6 protein-coding genes are annotated in these 19,171 nt (G+C 72.3%); all 6 read left to right on the top strand.

Translation table 11 applies throughout. The annotated features are described in order from the left end of the window. The first annotated feature begins 97 nt into the window (after positions 1-97). The 6 genes from Q5696_RS12265 to Q5696_RS12240 all read left to right on the top strand — a co-directional run bounded on the left by Q5696_RS12265 (position 98) and on the right by Q5696_RS12240 (position 19,164). Positions 98-544 carry a mycothiol transferase gene (locus Q5696_RS12265; RefSeq protein WP_305091625.1) on the top strand — a complete coding sequence of 149 codons (447 nt, stop codon included), beginning with the start codon at positions 98-100 and terminating at the stop codon, positions 542-544. A 48-nt stretch (positions 545-592) separates the two neighbouring features. Further along, a complete protein-coding gene (locus Q5696_RS12260) occupies positions 593-922 on the top strand; it encodes a hypothetical protein (protein WP_305091624.1) in 330 nt (109 codons plus the stop codon). Positions 923-1,010: 88 nt separating this feature from the next. Next, positions 1,011-1,841, top strand: a complete 831-nt coding sequence (locus Q5696_RS12255; protein ID WP_305091623.1) for a class I SAM-dependent methyltransferase — start codon at positions 1,011-1,013, stop codon at positions 1,839-1,841. Next, positions 1,838-2,434 carry a transglutaminase-like domain-containing protein gene (locus Q5696_RS12250; RefSeq protein WP_305091622.1) on the top strand — a complete coding sequence of 199 codons (597 nt, stop codon included), beginning with the start codon at positions 1,838-1,840 and terminating at the stop codon, positions 2,432-2,434. Before Q5696_RS12255 ends, Q5696_RS12250 begins: the two co-directional genes overlap by 4 nt. Positions 2,435-2,585: 151 nt before the next feature. Further along, complete coding sequence (locus Q5696_RS12245; protein WP_305091621.1) at positions 2,586-2,915, top strand: hypothetical protein; 330 nt, start codon at positions 2,586-2,588, stop codon at positions 2,913-2,915. Positions 2,916-3,054: 139 nt separating this feature from the next. After that, a complete protein-coding gene (locus Q5696_RS12240; RefSeq protein WP_305095265.1) occupies positions 3,055-19,164 on the top strand; it encodes a non-ribosomal peptide synthetase in 16,110 nt (5,369 codons plus the stop codon). The last annotated feature ends 7 nt before the right edge of the window (positions 19,165-19,171 follow it).

Raw genomic sequence — 19,171 nt, 5'->3', positions numbered from 1 at the left:
CGACCACGGGCCGTGGGGGATCCCGAGTCGTCTCGGTCGGTCTTTTAGCCTGCCTGCTATGACAATTCGAGACCACAACGATACGTACGAGGCTGTCGTGTCCATCGCGGACGAGTCCTTGTCGGCGATGCAGGCGATTCTGTCCGGCATGACCAGCGAGCAGGCCAATCGCGCCCCGGCGTTGCCCGGTGCCAACAGTCCGTATGCGATCGGTGCTCACTGCGTGGGCATGGCCGACTACTGGGGCGGCTCGTTGATCGCGGGCTTGCGCATCCCTCGGGACCGTGACAGCGAGTTTCGTGCTCAGGGGGATCCGCAGCAGTTGTGCGTCGAACTCGGCCGGATCCGCCGACTGATTCCCGGGCATGCAGCAATCGCCCTGACCGAAGGGGTGCGTGACCGGACCACCGTCGGCACGACCCGCAACGCCACCGATCGAGAAGCCAGCGCCACCTGGATGCTGTTGCACATCGTGCGCGAGCTGTCACAGCATCTCGGGCAACTCGAGATCACGCGCGACATCCTGGCCTCTGCCGACCGTTGAACCACGATGACGCCGGCGCCGTCCGGAACTCCGGTTAGCATCGGCGCCATGGAATCCGGTGCCGCCGATGCTGCAGAGTTCGTGCGCAGAATCGATCTCCTGGACGGTCTCACGTGCACGCTCGTGGCACGGCAGTTCGGTGTCTGGGAGGTGATGGTCGGGGGCGGCCCGGACTGTTTCGTGGTCACGGCGACGTCGGCGGACCGGGTCGCCAACGCGGTGACCGGTGGGCGGTCGGAGGCCGGGACCGTCGATCTCACGGTCGGCGGGCAGGCCGTCGACTATCCTGTGCAGTACGTCCTGACCCGTGACGAGGTTGCGCATGCGCTCGCCGATGTCGCCGCGGGCACGTTCCCTGCCGGGCGTTGGGAGACCTGAGCTGTTCGGCCCGAAAATCGCTGTGCCGGAAGCGGGTGCCCGTGGTGGACTGTGCCGACGACGGACACGGCATCGGGGAAGGTACGGCATGGACAGTGCGGACGTGATCGCAGCCAATCGGGCGAACTGGAACGATCGGGCGGACGTACACGTTCGGTCGGCGATGTACGACGTCGACGGATTTCTCGCCGAGCCCGCCACGATTTCGCAGGTCGTCCTCAACGATCTGGCGGTGCTCGAACCGCATCTGCCAGCGGCCGGGATCCGGGGCCGGAGTCTTCTGCACCTGCAGTGTCACATCGGCGTCGACACGATCTCGTGGGCTCGTCTCGGTGCGGTGGACGTCCACGGGCTGGACCTGTCCCCGAACTCGCTGGCCCATGCTGCTCGCATCGCCGCGGCCGACGGCCGTGACATCGTCTGGGTGGAAGCGGATGCCCGGTTCGCGTCGGCGCACATCGACCGCCGTTTCGATGTCGTCGTCACGAGTGTCGGCACGATCGTGTGGCTGCCGGACCTCACGGCGTGGGCGCAGTCGATCCACGATCTCCTCGAACCGGGAGGCGTGTTCGTGATCCGTGACGACCACCCGATCCTCGGGGCGATGGACCATCGGCCGTGGGCGATCAGCGACGACTACCTCGGGGGTGGCGGTCACCGCACCTACGACGATTCGGGCACCTACACCGAGGATTCGGCCGGGCAGATCACCCATGTCACCAACTACGAGTGGCGGCACGATCTCGGGGAGGTCGCAGGCGCGTTGCGTGGAGCCGGTCTGACGATCGAGGCACTTCACGAACTGCCGTACATGGACTGGCCGGCATTCGACGACCTCGTGCCGTGCCCGCGAGGATGGGAGCTCCGGTCCGGGCTGCCGCGCATACCGCTCTCGTTCGCGATGGTGGTGCGGAAATGATGTTCGACGCGGCATCCCCGTCCGATTTTCTGGCCGGCGACGAGTTCGTCGATATCGAGGATCGGAATGTCCGGTCGCTGGCCCGATCGTTGCGGCAGCGGTCGGACGGTGAAATCGATTTCGCGCGTGCCGCGTTCGAATGGGTGCGCGACGAGGTGGGGCATTCGTACGATGTCGGGGATCCGCGGGTGACGTTGACCGCCGGTGAGGTGCTCGAGCATCGGGTGGGCCTGTGCTACGCGAAGTCTCATCTGCTGGCGGCGCTGTTGCGGGTCGGGGGAGTGCCGACCGGACTGTGCTATCAGCGGCTCGCGCACGGCGACGGTCACGTCCTGCACGGACTGGTCGCCGTCCATCTGGACGGCGGTTGGCATCGGCAGGATCCCCGAGGTAACAAGCCCGGCATCGACGCCCGGTTCACGCTCGGCGCGGAACGGCTGGCGTGGCCGGTCGATCCTGCGCTCGGCGAGGTCGACTATCCGACGTTGTTCACGTCTCCGGCAGCCTGTGTCGTCGACGCTCTCCGCGGCGTCACCGATGTTCTGTCGATCTACGATGTCGGACTTCCCGCGGGTCTGCCGGTGCGTCCGTGAGTGCTGTGCCCCAACAATTTTCGTGACCGCTCTGCTGTGCGCGAACATCGACGACGATAGTTGGCGACCCCACCGGGCGTCGGTAAACTTCATGATCACAAACGTTTGATCAACAGCCTCACAAGGGCGCCCCGAAGAGAGCATCGTCATCATGTCCGTCGTCGCCGACCGTCCCACCTCGGAACCCGATCCCCGCCCCGACGATCCGCGACCGGTGTCGCGGTTGCTCGACTGGCTACGCCGTTCCGGCAGCGATACGTCGATCGCGCTGGGTGCGCTGTCGATCGTCACCTTCTGGACGTTCGGGATCGGCATCGTGCTCGGTGTGGCCGCGATCGGCGTGGGCATCGTGGCGTCCCGCTCGGAGGCCGCCGTGGACGACGAACGGTCGTCACTCGAGGCGCTGTTCGGTATCCTCGCCGGAACTTTCGGCGTCATCGCCGGTCTCGTCTTCCTCCTGATCGCCGGACCGCACTGGTGACGATCCGCTGATCGTCACCGAACGACACGAAATCGTCACTCGCACCGAACCGTGCACCGGTCGTATCGTGAGAGCAATGACGACCATCGACGCACCCGGCATGTGAGACGTCCTCGACGTCCTGTCGTGTTTCATGCTCATGGACTTGCCGTTCCGAGCCGATGCGGCGTCCGGCAGCACGGACGCCGGCCCGCCCCTGCCCGTTCTGCACGATCCGCCGGACGGGCATTCGGCCCCGGCCCCGCTCACACCGGGACAGTGGGGGCAGTGGCTCGCCCAGCAGCTCGATCCGGCGGTCCCGCAGTCGGAGGCACTGTACGCCGACATTCGTGACGCCGCGGGTTCCTTCGACCCGGGCAGGCTCTCGGACGCCGTGTCACAGGCGGCCACGGAACTCGGGTCCGGTCTGATTCGTCTGGTACACACCGATTCTCGCCCGCAGCAGATCCTGGACCCGCGGCTCGACACCGGCACCCGGATCGTCGACCTGCGCGACGACCCCGATCCGGAAACCGCGGCCCTGGCCTGGATGCGGTGCGACGTCGCGGCACCGCTCGACCCGGTCCGGGACCGGCTGGCCGTCTCGGTGCTGCTGCGTCTCGCCGACGACCACTGGTACTGGTACAGCCGCATCCACCACATCGCGCTCGACGGCGTCGGCGCCGCCTCCCTGCTCTACCGCACCGCCGACCTGTACAACGCCGCCACCGAGGGTCGGGAACCGCCGCCGAACCGGGCCGCCGACCTCGACGTCGTCCGGGCCGCCGAGACGGACTATCTCGCGTCGGCCCGCCACGACACCGACCGCGACTACTGGCTGGAGCGGACGTCGGGGATGCCGCAGCACTGCAGCCTCGCCGGCCGGTCCGCGCCTGCCCGGCCGCTCGGACGCGACGTCGGCGGCGAACTCGACCCGGACACCGCGACGGCCCTCGCCGCCGCCCAGGACCGGTACGGGGTGAGCATCGCGGTGCTGATCGCGTCGGCCGTCGCCGCCTACACGGCGCGGCACACCGGCACCGACGACGTCGTGGTGAGCATGCCGGTGTCGTCCCGCACCACCGCGGTGCTGCGCCGCTCGGGCGGCACCCTCGCCAACGTCGTGCCGCTGCGGGTCACGATCGGTGCCGCCGCCACCGTCGGCGACCTGATCGCGGAGGTGGGCCGGACGCTGTCCGGGGCGCTGCGGCACCAGCGGTTCCGGCACGAGGAACTGCTCCGGGAACGCGGCGGGGGTCCTGGCGGGGATCGCAGTGCCGGCCGCGGATTCACCGGGCCACTGCTCAACCTCATGCTGTTCCCGGCCGAGCTGCGCTTCGGCGACGCCGGATCAACGCTGCACGTGCTGTCGTCCGGCCCCGTCGAGGATCTGCTCGTCAACGTCTACCGGTACGGCCCGACGGCCCCGATCCGGCTGGACTTCAAGGCGAACCCGCAGCTCTACGACGAGCCGTCCCTGCACACCCACTACGCGCGGTTCACCCGACTGCTCCGCGAACTTCTCACCGCCGATCCCACCGCCCCGGTGGGAGATCTGCCGCTCACCGCGCACCCCACACCGGTCGCGTCGTGGCCGGACACCGGCGTCCGGCCACCGGAACGGACGCTGCCGGAACTCGTCGCGGACCGGGCCACCGACGACCCGGACCGGGTCGCGGTCGTCGCGGGCGACGAGTCGATCACCTACCGGACCCTCGTGGCCCGCGCGAACCGCCTCGCCCGCTGCCTCGTCGGCCGCGGCGTCGGCCCCGAGACGCCGGTCGCGGTGCTCGTCGACCGCGGAATCGGCCAGATCGTGGCGCTCCTCGGCGTCCTCACCGCGGGCGGCCACTACGTTCCGGTCGACACGGACACCCCCGCGGACCGCCGCGACCACATCCTGGCCGACGCGCACCCCCGATGCGTCGTCACCGCTGCGGACGTCGCCGATGTCGACGCCGTCGCAGCCGGAAACGACTCGGCCCTGCCGTCCGGCCCGGTCACCGACACCGAACGCGGCGGCCCGCTGCGCCCCGACCGTCTCGCGTACGCGATCTACACATCCGGGTCGACGGGCCGGCCGAAGGGGGTGCAGGTGACGCATCGCAGCGTCACCGCGCTCGTCGCCCGCGCCGCGGCCGCGTTCGACATTCCCGGCGGCGAGGTGTGGACGCTGTTCCACTCGTTCGCGTTCGACTTCTCGGTGTGGGAGATCTGGGGTGCGCTCACCTCCGGCGGCACCCTCGTCGTCGTCGACCGCGACACCGCCCGCACCCCGGACGCGTTCGCCGATCTCCTGGCCCGGGAACACGTCACGGTCGTGGGACAGACGCCGGCGGCGTTCCTCAACCTGGCCGACACCGAACGCGACGGCCGCCCGACGCTCGGGGTGCGCCGGATCTGTGTCGGCGGCGACGACATCGACCAGTCCCGCACGGTGCCGTGGCTGAACCGGCACACCGGTGACGGATCCGCGCTGATCAGTGTGTACGGCATCACGGAGACCACGGTGTTCCTCACCGGCGCGGTCCTCGGCGCCCACACCGCGGCGGCCCCGGGCAACCTCGTCGGCCGTGGGCTGCCCGGGGTGCGCCTGCATCTGCTCGACCGCCGGCTGCGGCCCGTCCCGGCCGGGGTGGTGGGGGAGATCTATGCGGGCGGTGATCAGGTGGCCCGCGGCTACGGCGGCCGCCCCGGCCGCACCGCCGAGAGGTTCGTCGCGGACCCCTTCGCGGCCGACGGCGCCCGCCTGTACCGGACCGGTGACCTGGCCCGCGCCGACACCGACGGCACACTGACGTTCCTGGGGCGCAGCGACTTCCAGGTTCAGGTGCGTGGCTTCCGCGTCGAACCCGGGGAGATCGAGGCGGCACTGGCGTCCCGCCCCGGTGTCGCGCGCGCCGTCGTGGTGCCGCACCGGGACACCGCCGACCCGGTGCGGCTCGTCGCGTACGTCGTCCCCGAACCGGGGGCGGTCCTCGATCCGCGGGCGGTGCGCGGCGCCGTCGGCGGGCTGCTGCCGTCGTACATGGTCCCGGCCGCCGTCGTCGTCCTCGACCGGCTGCCGCTGACCGCCAACGGCAAGGTCGATCGCCGCGCGCTGCCGGCGCCCGATCCCGGGGCGGCGGCCGGACGCCCACCGTCCGGCCGCGTCGAGGAGACCGTCGCCGGCCTGTTCGCGCAGCTCCTCGGGGTCGACGCGGTGTCCGCCGACGAGTCGTTCTTCGCGCTCGGCGGCGACTCGATCATGGCGATCCAGTTGGTGTCCCGCGCTCGCGAGGCCGGGGTGGTGTTCACCCCGCACGACGTGTTCGACCGGCTCACCGTGGCCGGTCTCGCCGCGGTCGCCACCGCTGCGAGGGAGCCGCCCGCGCTACCGGAACTGCCCGGCGGTGGCCTCGGCGAGGTCGCAGCCCTCCCGATCGTGCGGTGGCTGGCCGGGCAGGGTCAGGGGTGGCGCCGGCTGGCGCAGTCGGTGTGCGTGTCGGTGCCGGCCGACCTCACCGCGGCCGACCTGGAGACGGCGGTGCAGACCGTCCTCGATCACCACGACATGCTCCGGGCCCGATTCCGCTGCGACACCGCCACATTCGAGGTGCCGTCACCGGGCGTGGTCGCGGCCGGCGACGTCGTGTGCAGGCTCGACACGACGGACCTCGAGGCCGCCCGCGCTGCCACCGCCGACCGCCTCGACCCCGAGGCCGGTCGCATGGTGGCGGTCACCTGGTGTCCGGGCGACCCCGGACGGCTGCTGATCGTGATCCATCATCTGGTCGTCGACGGGGTGTCGTGGCGCATCCTGCTCCCGGATCTCGCGTCCGCGTGGCGGCAGGCCCGGGCCGGTACCGCCCCGGTCCTGCCGCCGGTAGGGACGTCGATGCGGACGTGGTCGCACGCCCTCGCCGCCGCACCACGCGACGACGCCACCTTCTGGCGGACGGTCCTCACCGCACCCACCCGGCCGCTCGCGCCGCGGCGCCTCGACCCAGCCCGCGACACCGCCGCCACCGCGGCCACCGTCACGGTCGACCTGCCGCACGACGTGACCGCCGCGATGTCCACCGCCGTCCCCGACAGCGTCCACGGCCGCGTCGACGACGCCGTCGTCACCGCCCTGGTACTCGCGCTCGTGCGGTGGCGGCACCCCGACCGGCCGTCGTGCACGATCCTGCTCGAGGGGCACGGCCGTGAGGAGCAGGTGGTGCCGGGTGCCGACCTGTCCCGCACCGTCGGCTGGTTCACCACTACCCATCCCGTCCACGTGGACCTGACCGGGCCGGCCCCGGCCGACCCGATCGCCGCGCTGCAGCGCGTCAAGGAGCAGCTGCGGGCCGCCCCCGACCACGGCATCGGCTACGGGCTGCTGCGGCATCTCGGCGCCGACGACCCGTGCGCGGGCCTGCCGGACCCGCAGGTCAGCGTCAACTATCTGGGCCGGATGGCGGTGGAACACGGGGGCGGGGCCGGCGACTGGCAGCCCGTCGACGACCTCGGCGACCTCGGTGAGATCGTCGGCCCCGCCATGCCCCTGTCCGCGGTCCTCGACGTCAACCTCCTCACCGTCGACCCCGTCGACCCCGTCGACCACGCTGCCGGGCCGACGCTGAGAATGGCCGTCACCTACCCGACCCGCATCCTGGACGCCGGTGACGTCGACGACCTCGCCGCGCACTGGCAGTCCGTGTGCGGGGAGCTGGCCGCCGCGGCCGCCGCGCCCGGCGCGGGCGGGCTCACCCCGTCGGACGTGCCTCTCGTCCGGCTCGACCAGAAGGCCCTCGACGACCTGTCCGATGCCTACCCGTCCCTCGCCGACGTGTGGCCGCCCACCCCGTTGCAGGCCGGACTGCTCTTCCAGACCGAACTCGCCGCCGCCGGCGACGACACCGACCCCTACCTGGTGCAGACGTTCCTCGAGCTGCGCGGCCCCGTCGACGCCGACCGGATGCGGCGCGCCGTCCAGGGACTCGTCGACCACCACGACATCCTGCGGGCCGCCTTCGCCGTGGACGCGAACGGTGAACCACTGCAACCGATCTCGCGGGACGTCACCGTGCCGTGGACGGTGGCCGACCTACCCGATCCGCGGGACGTCGACCGACTCCTCGCGCAGGACCGGGCCCGCGGCTTCGACATGACACGTCCACCGCTGGTGCGGGGCCTGCTCGTACGCACCGGCGACGACCGGCACCGGCTCGTGCTCACCTACCACCACATCCTGCTCGACGGCTGGTCGGTGCCGCTGCTGGTGCGCGAACTCCTCGCCCGGTACGCGGCCGGTTCCCGAGTCACCGACACCGCTCACCGCCTTCCGGACTCCCCGTCGTTCGCCCGCTACCTGTCCTGGCTGGCCGGAGTGGACCGGGAAGCGTCGCTCGCGCACTGGCGTGACGCGCTCGCCGGCGTCGACGGCCCGACGCTCCTCGGACCGGTGGAACGTGGCCGGCAGCTGCCCACCACGGCCCGCCCCGAACATCTGCGGCTCACCGAGGTCGACACCGCCCGGCTCGACGCCGTCGCCCACGCGCGGGGTGTCACGCTCGCCGAGATCGTGCGGGTGGCGTGGGCGATCGTGCTGGGCGCGTGGACCGGCCGTGACGACGTGGTGTTCGGGGCGATCGTGTCCGGACGCCCCCCACAGGTCGACGGCATCGAATCGATGATCGGCCTGTTCATCAACACGGTCCCGGTCCGGGTCACGCTGCATCCGGCGGAAACGTTGGGGGAGTTGCTGGACCGCTGCCACACCGATCATGCGGCCCTCCTCGACGACGAGCACGTCGGGCTCGCCGACATCGAACACGCCACCGGCGCCGCCACCCTGTTCGACACCGTCACCGTGTTCGAGTCCTATCCGGTGGACCGGGGCGGCCTCACCGCCGACACCGACATCGCGGGCCTGCGGGTCACCGACGTCACGGTGCGCGACGCCACGCACTACCCGTTCGCGCTCGGCGCCACCGTGGCCGGGGGACTCGACATCCGCATCGACTACGCGCCCGCCCTGTTCGACGCGCGGGACGTCGACGCCGTCGCCGAGCGGCTCGAACGGGTGCTGCTGGCGATCGCCGACCACCCGGACCGGACTCTCGCGAGCCTGCGCCTGCTGTCCGACGCCGAGTACGCGCGCCTGGCCCCGGTCCACGGCCGGCCCGGCCGGGCACCCCGTACCCTGCCCGACATTCTCGCCGCGGCCGCCCGGATCGACCCGGACGCGCCCGCCCTGTCGTGCGGGGACCGGACCGTCACCTACCGTGACCTCGACGAGCGCTCCGACCGGGCGGCGCGGCTGCTCGTCGCCGACGGGCTCGGCCCCGAGGCCGTCGTCGCCCTCGCGACGACCCGGTCGATCGAGTTCGTCGAAGCGGTGTGGGCGGTCGCCAAGACCGGGGCCGCGTTCGTCCCCGTCGACCCGACGTATCCGGCGGCCCGCATCGAGCACATGCTCGGCGACTCCGGGGCCCGGATCGGGCTGACGGTGTCCCGCTGGCGGGACCGGCTGCCGTCCGGTATCTCCTGGCGTTGCATCGACACCGACGGGTGGCGCGACACGGCAGCACGGTATCCGGCCGGCCCGGTCACCGACGCCGACCGCACCGCGCCGCTGCGCATCGACAACCCCGCCTATCTGATCTACACGTCGGGGTCGACCGGCGTGCCGAAGGGGGTCGTCCTCACCCACCGTGGACTGGCGAACCTCGTTGCCGCCGAACGCGAGAGCCTCGCCGTCACCGCCGAGTCCCGGGTGTCCCAGTTCGCGTCCCCCAGTTTCGACGCGTCGGTGTTCGAGCAGCTCATGGCGTTCGGGTCCGGTGCGCACCTGGTGGTCGCGCCCCCGGACGTGATCGCGGGCGACGCCCTCGCCGACGTGATCGCCGACCGGGACGAGACGCACGCGTTCTTCACCCCCGGCGTCGTCGGCACCCTGAGCCCGGACGGCCTCGACACCCTGCAGTCGCTGACGGTGGCGGGGGAGGTGTGCCCACCGGAGACCGTGCAGGCGTGGGCGTCGGGACGACGCATGTTCAACGCGTACGGTCCCACCGAGTCGACGATCATGTCGAACCTCGCCGGCCCCCTCGCCCCGGGGGAACCGGTGACGATCGGCGGCCCGACCCTCGGCTTCGTGGAACTGGTACTCGACGCGCGACTGCAGCCGGTGCCGATCGGCACCCCCGGCGAGCTGTATCTCGGCGGACCGGCCATCGCCCGCGGCTACCACGACCGTCCGGGGCTGACCGCGCAACGGTTCGTCGCCAGCCCGTTCGTCGCAGCCACCGACCGCCCCACCGAGGCCGACGAGGGCACCCTGCCCGGTGATCGGCTGTACCGGACCGGTGACATCGTCCGCTGGCGCAGCGACGTCGCCGGCCGCCTCACCCTCGAATACCTGGGGCGCAGCGACTTCCAGGTGAAGATCCGCGGTATCCGCGTCGAACTCGGCGAGATCGACGCCGTCCTCGCCGACCATCCGGCGGTCGACTTCGCCGCCACCGTCGCGGTCCCCGCCCCGTCCGGGGCGACCGTCCTCGTCTCGTACGTCCGCTCCGGCGACGAACCGGCCGTCTCTTCGTCGGAGCTGATCGACCATGTCGCGCAACGGCTCCCGTCGCACATGGTGCCGACGCTGATCGTCCCCGTCGGGCAGGTGCCGCTCACTCCCGCCGGGAAACTCGACCGCCGGGCCCTCCCGGCCCCCGATTTCCCGTCCGCGGCAGGAGGACACGCCCCGTTCACCCCGGCCGAACAGATCGTCGCCGACGAGGTGCGGACCGTCCTCGGCATCGACCGGGTCGGCCCCGACGACAGCTTCTTCGACCTCGGCGGCAACTCGCTCACCGCGACCAGGCTGGCACGGCGGGTGAGCACCGTCCTGGGCGCCGACCTCGACGTGCGCGCCGTGTTCGACACCCCCACCGTGCGGGGCCTCGCCGCCCGCTCCCGCCGCGGCGCAGCCGCCGGTCGCCGTCCCGCACTGCGCCGCTACGACCGCCCCGAGGTGGTCCCGCCGTCGTCGGCGCAACTGCGGATGTGGTCGATCAACCAGCTCGACACCGCCTCGCCCGCCTACAACATCGTGACGGCGGTGCGGCTGCACGGCAGCCTCGACGAGGCCGCCCTGATCGCGGCGGTCGGTGACGTCGTCGCCCGGCACGCCACCCTGCGCACCCGGTATCCGGCACCCGACGGGGCGCCCGTGCAGGATGTCCTCGACCCGGGCGACGCGCCGGCCACCGAGCTGCGGTCGATCGCCGCCGCCGACCTGGACGCGTACCTGCACGACCTCACGTCGGCCGGATTCGACGTCGCCCGCGAGGTGCCGGTGCGGTCGCGGCTGCTGCGGCTGTCCCGCAGCGACCACGTTCTCGTCGTCGTCGCCCACCACATCACCGCCGACGGTTTCTCGATGCGCACCCTCGCCCGGGACGTGATGCGCGCCTACGAGTCCCGCCGCCGCGGCCGGCCCCCGGACTGGGGGCCGCCCGAACTGGAGTACGCCGACTTCGCGTTGTGGCAGCGGGACCTGCTCGGCGACCCCGACGACCCGGACTCGTTGTACCGTCGGCAACTCGACTACTGGCGTACCACGCTCGCCGGGATCCCCGATGTCGTCGCCCTGCCCACCGATCGGCCGCGGCCGACCCGTCTGTCGCTGCGCGGCGCCACCACCGGTTTCACGCTCGACGCCGAGGTACACACCCGCCTGACCTCGCTCGCCCGCAGCGCCGACGCCACGATGTTCATGCTCGCGCACACCGCGCTGGCCGTGCTGATCGCCCGGCTGTCCGGCAGCGACGACGTCGTGATCGGCACCCCCGTCTCCGGCCGCGGGGAGGCCGGCCTCGACGACATGGTCGGCATGTTCGTCGGCACCCTCGTCCTGCGCACCCCGGTGGACCCGGGTGCCCCGTTCACCGACCTGCTCGCCGCCGTCCGGGACACCGATCTGGCGGCGTTCGCCCACACCGATCTCCCGTTCGAACGGTTGGTCGACGAACTGGCGCCGACACGGTCGACGTCGTACGCGCCGCTGTTCCAGGTGCTCGTCGAGTACCGCACCGACATGAGCGACTATCTGCGGCTGCCGGGCCTCGACGTGCAGCCCCTCGACGAGGATCTCCCGGTCGCCAAGTTCGACCTGCAGCTCAGTGTGTCGGAAAACCGCACGGCGGCGGGCGAACCCGCCGGGGCGACCTTCGACCTCGGCTATGCCACCGACCTGTGGGACGCCGATACCGCCGCCGCGATCGCGGACCGGTTGCGCCGCATCCTCACCGCGGTCGCCGCCGACCCGCACCGGCCCGTCGGCGACCTCGACCTGCTCACCGGCGTCGAGCGGGCCGCCCTCGACACCGGGGTACCGGCGCCCGGCCCGGACACCACGCTCGCGGACCTGTTCGCCGCGTCGGTGGCCGCCCACCCGGACGCGCCGGCCGTCGTCGACGGTACGGACCGCCTCACCTACGCCGAACTCGATGCGCGGGCCCACCGCCTCGCCGGACGTCTCACCGCGCGCGGCGTCGGCCCGGGCAGCGTCGTCGCCCTCGTCCTGCCCCGCCGCGCGGACACGGTCGTCGCGATCGTCGGGGCGGTCCTCGCCGGCGCCGCCTACCTGCCGATCGACGACGCCGCACCACGCGACCGCATCGAGTTCGTTCTCGCCGACGCCCACCCGACCTGCGTGCTCACCGCCACCGACCTCGCCGAACCGGACGGTGACGCGGACACGGCGGCCGGCGCACTCGCCCCGCCGCACCCCGACGACATCGCCTACGTGATCTACACGTCCGGGTCCACGGGCCGACCCAAGGGCGTGCAGGTGCCGCACCGTGCGATCACCGGACTGCTCGCACACGCGCGCACCGGTTTCGGGTTCGGCGCCGACGACGTGTGGGCGGTGTTCCACGCACTCGCGTTCGACGTGTCGGTGTGGGAGGTGTGGGGGCCGCTCACGACCGGCGCCGCGATGGTGCTGGTGCCTCCCGAGACCGCCCGCGCCCCGGACGAACTCGTCACCCTGCTGGCCCGCGAGCAGGTCACCGTCCTCAACCAGACCCCGGCCGCGTTCTACCAGCTCGTCGACCACGGCGCCGGCCGCGGCCTCGCGCTGCGGCACGTCCTCGTCGGCGGAGAGGAACTCGCGCTCGCGGCCGTGCAACGGTGGTACGACGCCGACCCGGACGCCGCCCCGGTCACCGAGATGTACGGGATCACCGAGGCCGCCGTCATCGACACCTGCGCCGACCTGCCCCGCGGCACACTCGCCGACCTGCCGCCGTCCGTGATCGGCACGCCGCTGCCGGGAGTGCACGTCGACGTCCTCGACACCCGACTGCACCCGGTACCGGACGGCGTCGTCGGCGAGCTGTACCTGTCGGGTGCGGCGCTGGCCCGCGACTACCGGGGACGCCCCGGACTGACCGCGTCCCGGTTCGTCGCCGCCCCCGGCGGGCGACGCCGCTACCGCACCGGCGACCTGGGCCGACGCGGGGCACACGGACAGCTGGAATACCTGGGCCGCAGCGACTTCCAGGTGCAGATCCGCGGCTTCCGCGTCGAACTCGGCGAGATCGAATCGGCGCTCCTGCACTGCGCCGGGGTCGACCGCGCCGTCGCCGCGTCCCGCCGCGACTCCGCCGACTCCGCCGGCGGCGACCGACTCATCGGATACGTCGTGGCCGAGCCCGGAACCGAACCCGATCCCGTCGCGATCCGCGACGACCTCGAGAAGATGCTGCCGTCGTACATGGTGCCCGCCGCGATCGTCGTCCTGGACGAGCTGCCGGTCACCGCCAACGGCAAGGTGGACCGGAACGCGCTGCCGGAACCCGACTTCGCGGCGTTCGCGGCACAGGGCCGCGGCCCCGTCGGAGTCGTCGAGCAGCGACTGACCGCACTGTTCTCCGACACCCTCGGAGTCCCCGAGGTGGCCGCGGACACGTCGTTCTTCACCCTCGGCGGCGACTCGATCACCGTCATCACCCTCGTCTCCCGCGCCCGCGCCGCCGGGATCGTGTTCACCCCGCAGGACGTGTTCGAGCACCCCACCGTCGAACGACTCGCCACCGTCGCATCCGTCTCCTCCGACGTCGCCGGGACCACCGACGACGGTGTCGGGGACATCGCACCGACACCGCTGGCGGTGTGGCTCGCCGGATGCCCCGGAACGTGGAACCACTTCGCGCAGTCCGTCGTCGTCACCGTCCCCGCCGGCACCACCGGCAACGTCCTCACCCGCGCCCTGCAGGCGGTCCTCGACCGGCACGACCTGCTGCGGGCGACCCGCACCGGCACACACCTCGCCGTCGGGGAACCCGGCACGGTCGACGCGGCCACCTGTCTGCGCCGCGTCGACTGCACCCGGCCGGACGCCGACGTCACGGGCACGGCGGTGCGGGAGCGGGCGGACGCGGTGGGCCGACTCGACCCCGATGCGGGCGTGATGGTGCAGGCCGCATGGTGCGACGCCGGCCCCGACCGTCCCGGGCGCCTCACCGTCGCGGCCCACCACCTCGTCGTGGACGGCGTGTCCTGGCAGATCCTGCTCGGTGACCTCGTCGCCGCGTGCGAGCAGACGCGATCCGGTGCCGACGTGCACCTGGCGCCGGTGGGCACGTCGATGCGGACGTGGACGCGTGAGCTGCACCGGCTCGCCCACGATCCCGACCGGATCGCCGAACTCGACTACTGGACGGGCGTTCTCGCCCCGATCGGCCGGGACGAGGACGACATCCCCTTCGCCCCGGACGCCCCCACCGGGCACATACCGGTGCAGCTCCCGGCCGACGTCACCCGTGCGCTCCTCGACCGGCCGCGCCGCACCACACCCGCCGACGCCGTGCTGGGGACGGCCGCGGCAGCCCTGCGGCGCCGGTGGACCGGAATCGAATGTGTCGTCGTCGCCGTCGAGAGCCACGGCCGCGAGGAAACCGTGGCACCCGGCGCCGACCTGTCCCGCACTGTCGGCTGGTTCACGTCGATGTTCCCGCTGCGCCTCGACCTGACCGGGATCGCCGACGCCGACGCCCCGTTGGTCGTCGCCCGGCAGCTGCGCACCGTCCCCGACCACGGCATCGGCTACGGCCTGCTGCGACACCTGAACCGGGACACCGCGGCCGTGTTCGACGGCCTTCCGTCACCGCACCTGGCCGTCAACTATCTCGGCCGGCTGGGCGGTGACCGGTCCGGCGGCTGGGCCCTCGACGCGGCCCGCCCCGACCCCCGCACCGCCGCCGCGAGCCGGGGACCGGCAGCGGCACCCCTCGCCGTCGACGCGTACGTCGCCGACACCGCCGACGGCCCCCGGCTGTGCGCGGACATCCGGTACGCCACAGACGTTCTCGACGAGGCCGACGCGCACGCCTACGCCGCACTGTGGCGCGAGACGATCACCCGGTTCGCGGACACGGCCGGAGGCCGTCTGGCCCCCGCGGACCTCGACCTCGTGACCGCCACCGACACCGAACTGGAGCGCTGGCAGACGACCCACCCGGACCTCGTCGACGTGTGGCCGCCGACACCGTTGCAGGAGGGGCTGCTGTTCCACGCGCTGCTCGCGGGCGACGGTGATGTCGACGCCTACCACGTGCAACTGGTACTCGACTTCTCCGGACCGCTCGACGTCCACCGGTTGCGGTCCGCGGCCCGAGCCCTGGTGGACCGGCACGCGAGTTTGCGCACCGTGTTCGACAACCGGGACGACGGCACCATCGCCCAACTCGTCCTCGGCCGTGTCGACGTCGAATGGACGGTCACCGCCGTGGCGTCCGACGCCGAGGCCGACACCGTTCTGGCCGCGGACCGGGCCCGGCACTTCGACCTCCGGACCCCGCCGCTGATCCGGTTCCTGCTCGTGGACCTCGACGACCGCCGCTACCGGCTGGCGATCGGCAACCACCACATCGTCCTCGACGGCTGGTCGATGCCGCTGCTGGTGGCCGACCTGTTCGACCTGTACGTCACCGGCGGCGCCCCCCTGGAACGCCCGGTCCCCGCCTACCGCAACTATCTGACGTGGCTCACCGGACGCGACACCGCCGCCGCCGAACGCGCCTGGGCGACAGCGCTGTCCGGTCTTCCAGGGCCGACGCTGGTGGCGCCGCACACCGCCGGCCGGCAACTGTCGGCGACCGCGAGCGCCGCCGTCCCACTGTCCGCGGACACCGCCCGGACCCTCACCGGTATCGCGGGCGAACTGGGGGTCACCCTCAACACCGCTCTGCAGGCCGCATGGGGAATCCTGCTGGGGCAGTGGACGTCCGGTGACGACATCGTCTTCGGCACCACGATCTCGGGACGTCCACCGTCCGTCGAGGGGGCCGGCGCGATGGTGGGACTGTTCATCAACACGATCCCCGTCCGGGTCCGGCTCGACCCGGCCGAACCGATCCGGGACCTGCTGACGCGGTTGCAGGCCGAGCGCGCGGCCCTCATGCCGCACGAACATCTGGGTCTCACCGCGATCGCCCAGGCGTCCGGGTTCGCGGGCCTGTTCGACACCGCGATGGTGCTCGAGTCGTATCCGCAGGACCCGACCGCGGCGGCCCGCCTCGCCGAGAGCACCGGCCTGCAGGTCACCGGGGTGGTCGGCAACGATTCGACCCACCACCCGCTGTCGCTCATGGGTGTCGAGGACCCGGACCTGCACCTGCTCGTCCGCTATGCGCCCGACGCGATCGACCCCGGCACGGCCGCCGACGTCGCCGGCCGGCTCGCCCGGATCGTCACCGCGATCGCCGAGCACCCCGGGAGCCTCGTCGGCCGCATCGACGCACTGGGCGACGACCGGCGGGCATCGCTGATCGATGTCGCAGACAGCCGCCCGACCCCCGCCCGGACGTGGGCGGACGTCCTCACCACCGCGGTGGACCGGGACCCCGGAGCCGTCGCACTCCGCTGGCAGGGCCACGACGTCAGCTACCGGGAACTCGACGAGCGGTCCACCCGCCTGGCCCGCGCACTCGTCGAACGCGGCGTCGGCCCGGAGGACTTCGTGCCCGTCGCGATCCCACGCTCGGCGGACTCGGTGACCGCGACGTGGGCGGTTGCGAAAGCCGGGGCGGCGCCCGTCCCGATCGAGCCGAGCCTGCCGAGCGGCCGCATCGGCTACATGCTCGCGGACTGCGGTGCCGCCGTCGGACTGACCGCCACCGACGGCCACGACCTGCCCGGTGACCTCGACTGGCTGGCCGTCGACACCCTCGACCTCGACCGATACTCCACCGAACCGATCCGGGACGGCGACCGTACCCATCCGATCCGCACCGACGACCCCGCCTACCTGCTGTACACGTCCGGGTCGACGGGCACACCGAAGGGCGTCGCCGTCACCCACACGGGGCTGCCGCTGCTCGCCGCCGCACAGGTGCCCTACCAGGGCATGACCCCCGATTCCCGTGTCCTGCACGTGTGTTCGCCCAGTTTCGACGTCTCCATCCTGGAGTTGACGCTCACGTTCGCGGCCGGCGCGACGCTCGTGGTGGCGCCCCCGGACGTCTACGCCGGCGCGGAACTCGAACGGTTCGCCCGCGACGAACACGTCACCCATCTGCTCGTCACCCCCGCCGTGTGCGGAACCCTCGACCCCGACGCGCTACCCGACGCCGAAGTCGCCGAAGTCGGTGGGGAAATGTTCGGCACCGACCTGGTCGACACCTGGTCGGGCCACGTCCGGTTGCTCAACGCGTACGGCCCCACCGAATGCACCGTGTGTGTCACCACCAGCGACGCCCTCGCCCCCGGCGAGCCGATCACGATGGGGTCCCCCGTCGCCCGGTCCGGTGTCGGGGCCGTCGTCCTCGACGGGTGGCTGCGGCCCGTCCCGGACGGCGGGGAAGGGGAGCTGTACCTGTTCGGTCCGTGCCTGGCCCGCGGCTACCGCGGCCGGCCGGCCCTCACGTCGGAACGGTTCGTCGCCGACCCGTTCGGGACACCCGGCTCCCGCATGTACCGGACCGGGGACCTGGTGCGCCGCACCGGCGACCGCGGCCTGCAGTACGTGGGCCGCACCGACTTCCAGATCAAGATCCGCGGACTGCGCATCGAGACCGGCGACGTCGACGCCGCTCTCACCGCGCACCCGGACGTCGACTTCGCGGTGTCCCTCGGCTACGACGTCGGCCACGGCGAAACCGTCCTGGTGTCGTACGTGCGGCTCGAGCCCGATTCCGTGACCGACCCCGCCGGACTCCGCAAGTTCGCGGCCACCCGGCTCCCGGCGTACATGGTGCCGTCGGCGATCACGATCATCGACGACGTGCCGCTCACCGCGAACGGCAAACTCGACCGCGCCGCCCTGCCGGACCCCGCGTTCACCACCGTCGCCTACCGGCCGCCGCGCACCGACGTCGAACGGGTGCTCGTCGAGGTGTTCGCCGACGTCCTCGGGGCGCAACGCGTCGGCGTCGACGACAGTTTCTTCGAACTCGGCGGCAACTCGCTCAGCGCGGTCCGCGTCGTCGCCGAGGTGCAGTCACGGCTCGGCCGGGCCCTGCCGATGCAGTGGATGATGAGCGACCCCACCGCGGCCGCGATCGCCGCACGGCTGTCGTCCCGCACCGAGCCCGACACCGAGCCCGGTTCGGAGCTGCTGGTGCGCATGCGCTCCGGCGACGGTGTGCCCCTGTTCTGCGTGCATCCGGCGATCGGGGTCACCTGGTGTTACAGCGGGCTGCTGCCGTATCTGCCCGACGGAACCCCCGTGTACGGGATCCAGTCGCCCGGCATCGTCGACGCCGGCGCACCCGCGGACACGATCGAGGGCCTCGCCGCCCGGTACGTCGACCTGATCCGTGGAGTACAGCCCCGCGGCCCGTACCGGCTGCTCGGCTACTCGGTGGGCGGGGCGATCGCGCACGCGGCGGCGGTGCGGCTACGGGCACTCGGCGAGACCGTCGACACCCTGATCATGCTCGACACCCGGACCGCCGACTCCGTCCCCGCCGACGCCCCCGCCCCGACCCTCGCGATGCTCGAGGACGAGTTCGCCGGCACCGACCGCGGACTGCGCGCAGAACTGTCCGACGACGACGTCCACCGCATCTACGACGACTACCTGCACACCGTCACGCTCGCGAACCACTACCGACCGGCCGTGTTCGACGGCGACCTGACCTACATCGCGGCAGCGGACGGTGTCGGCGAAAACCCTTGGCGCGAATACATTTCCGGCGACATCCGTACGTACCCGGTCGACTGGCCCCACAACCGGCTCACCACCGCCGACGCCCTCGCCGACGTCGGCCCCGTCGTCGGGCAGAGCCTGGGCGGGTAGCGCGGGG

The organism is Prescottella sp. R16, from assembly GCF_030656875.1.
Lineage (GTDB): Bacteria > Actinomycetota > Actinomycetes > Mycobacteriales > Mycobacteriaceae > Prescottella.
The sequence above is the reverse complement of the archived record's forward strand: the minus strand, read 5'-3'. Positions and strand labels throughout refer to the sequence as shown.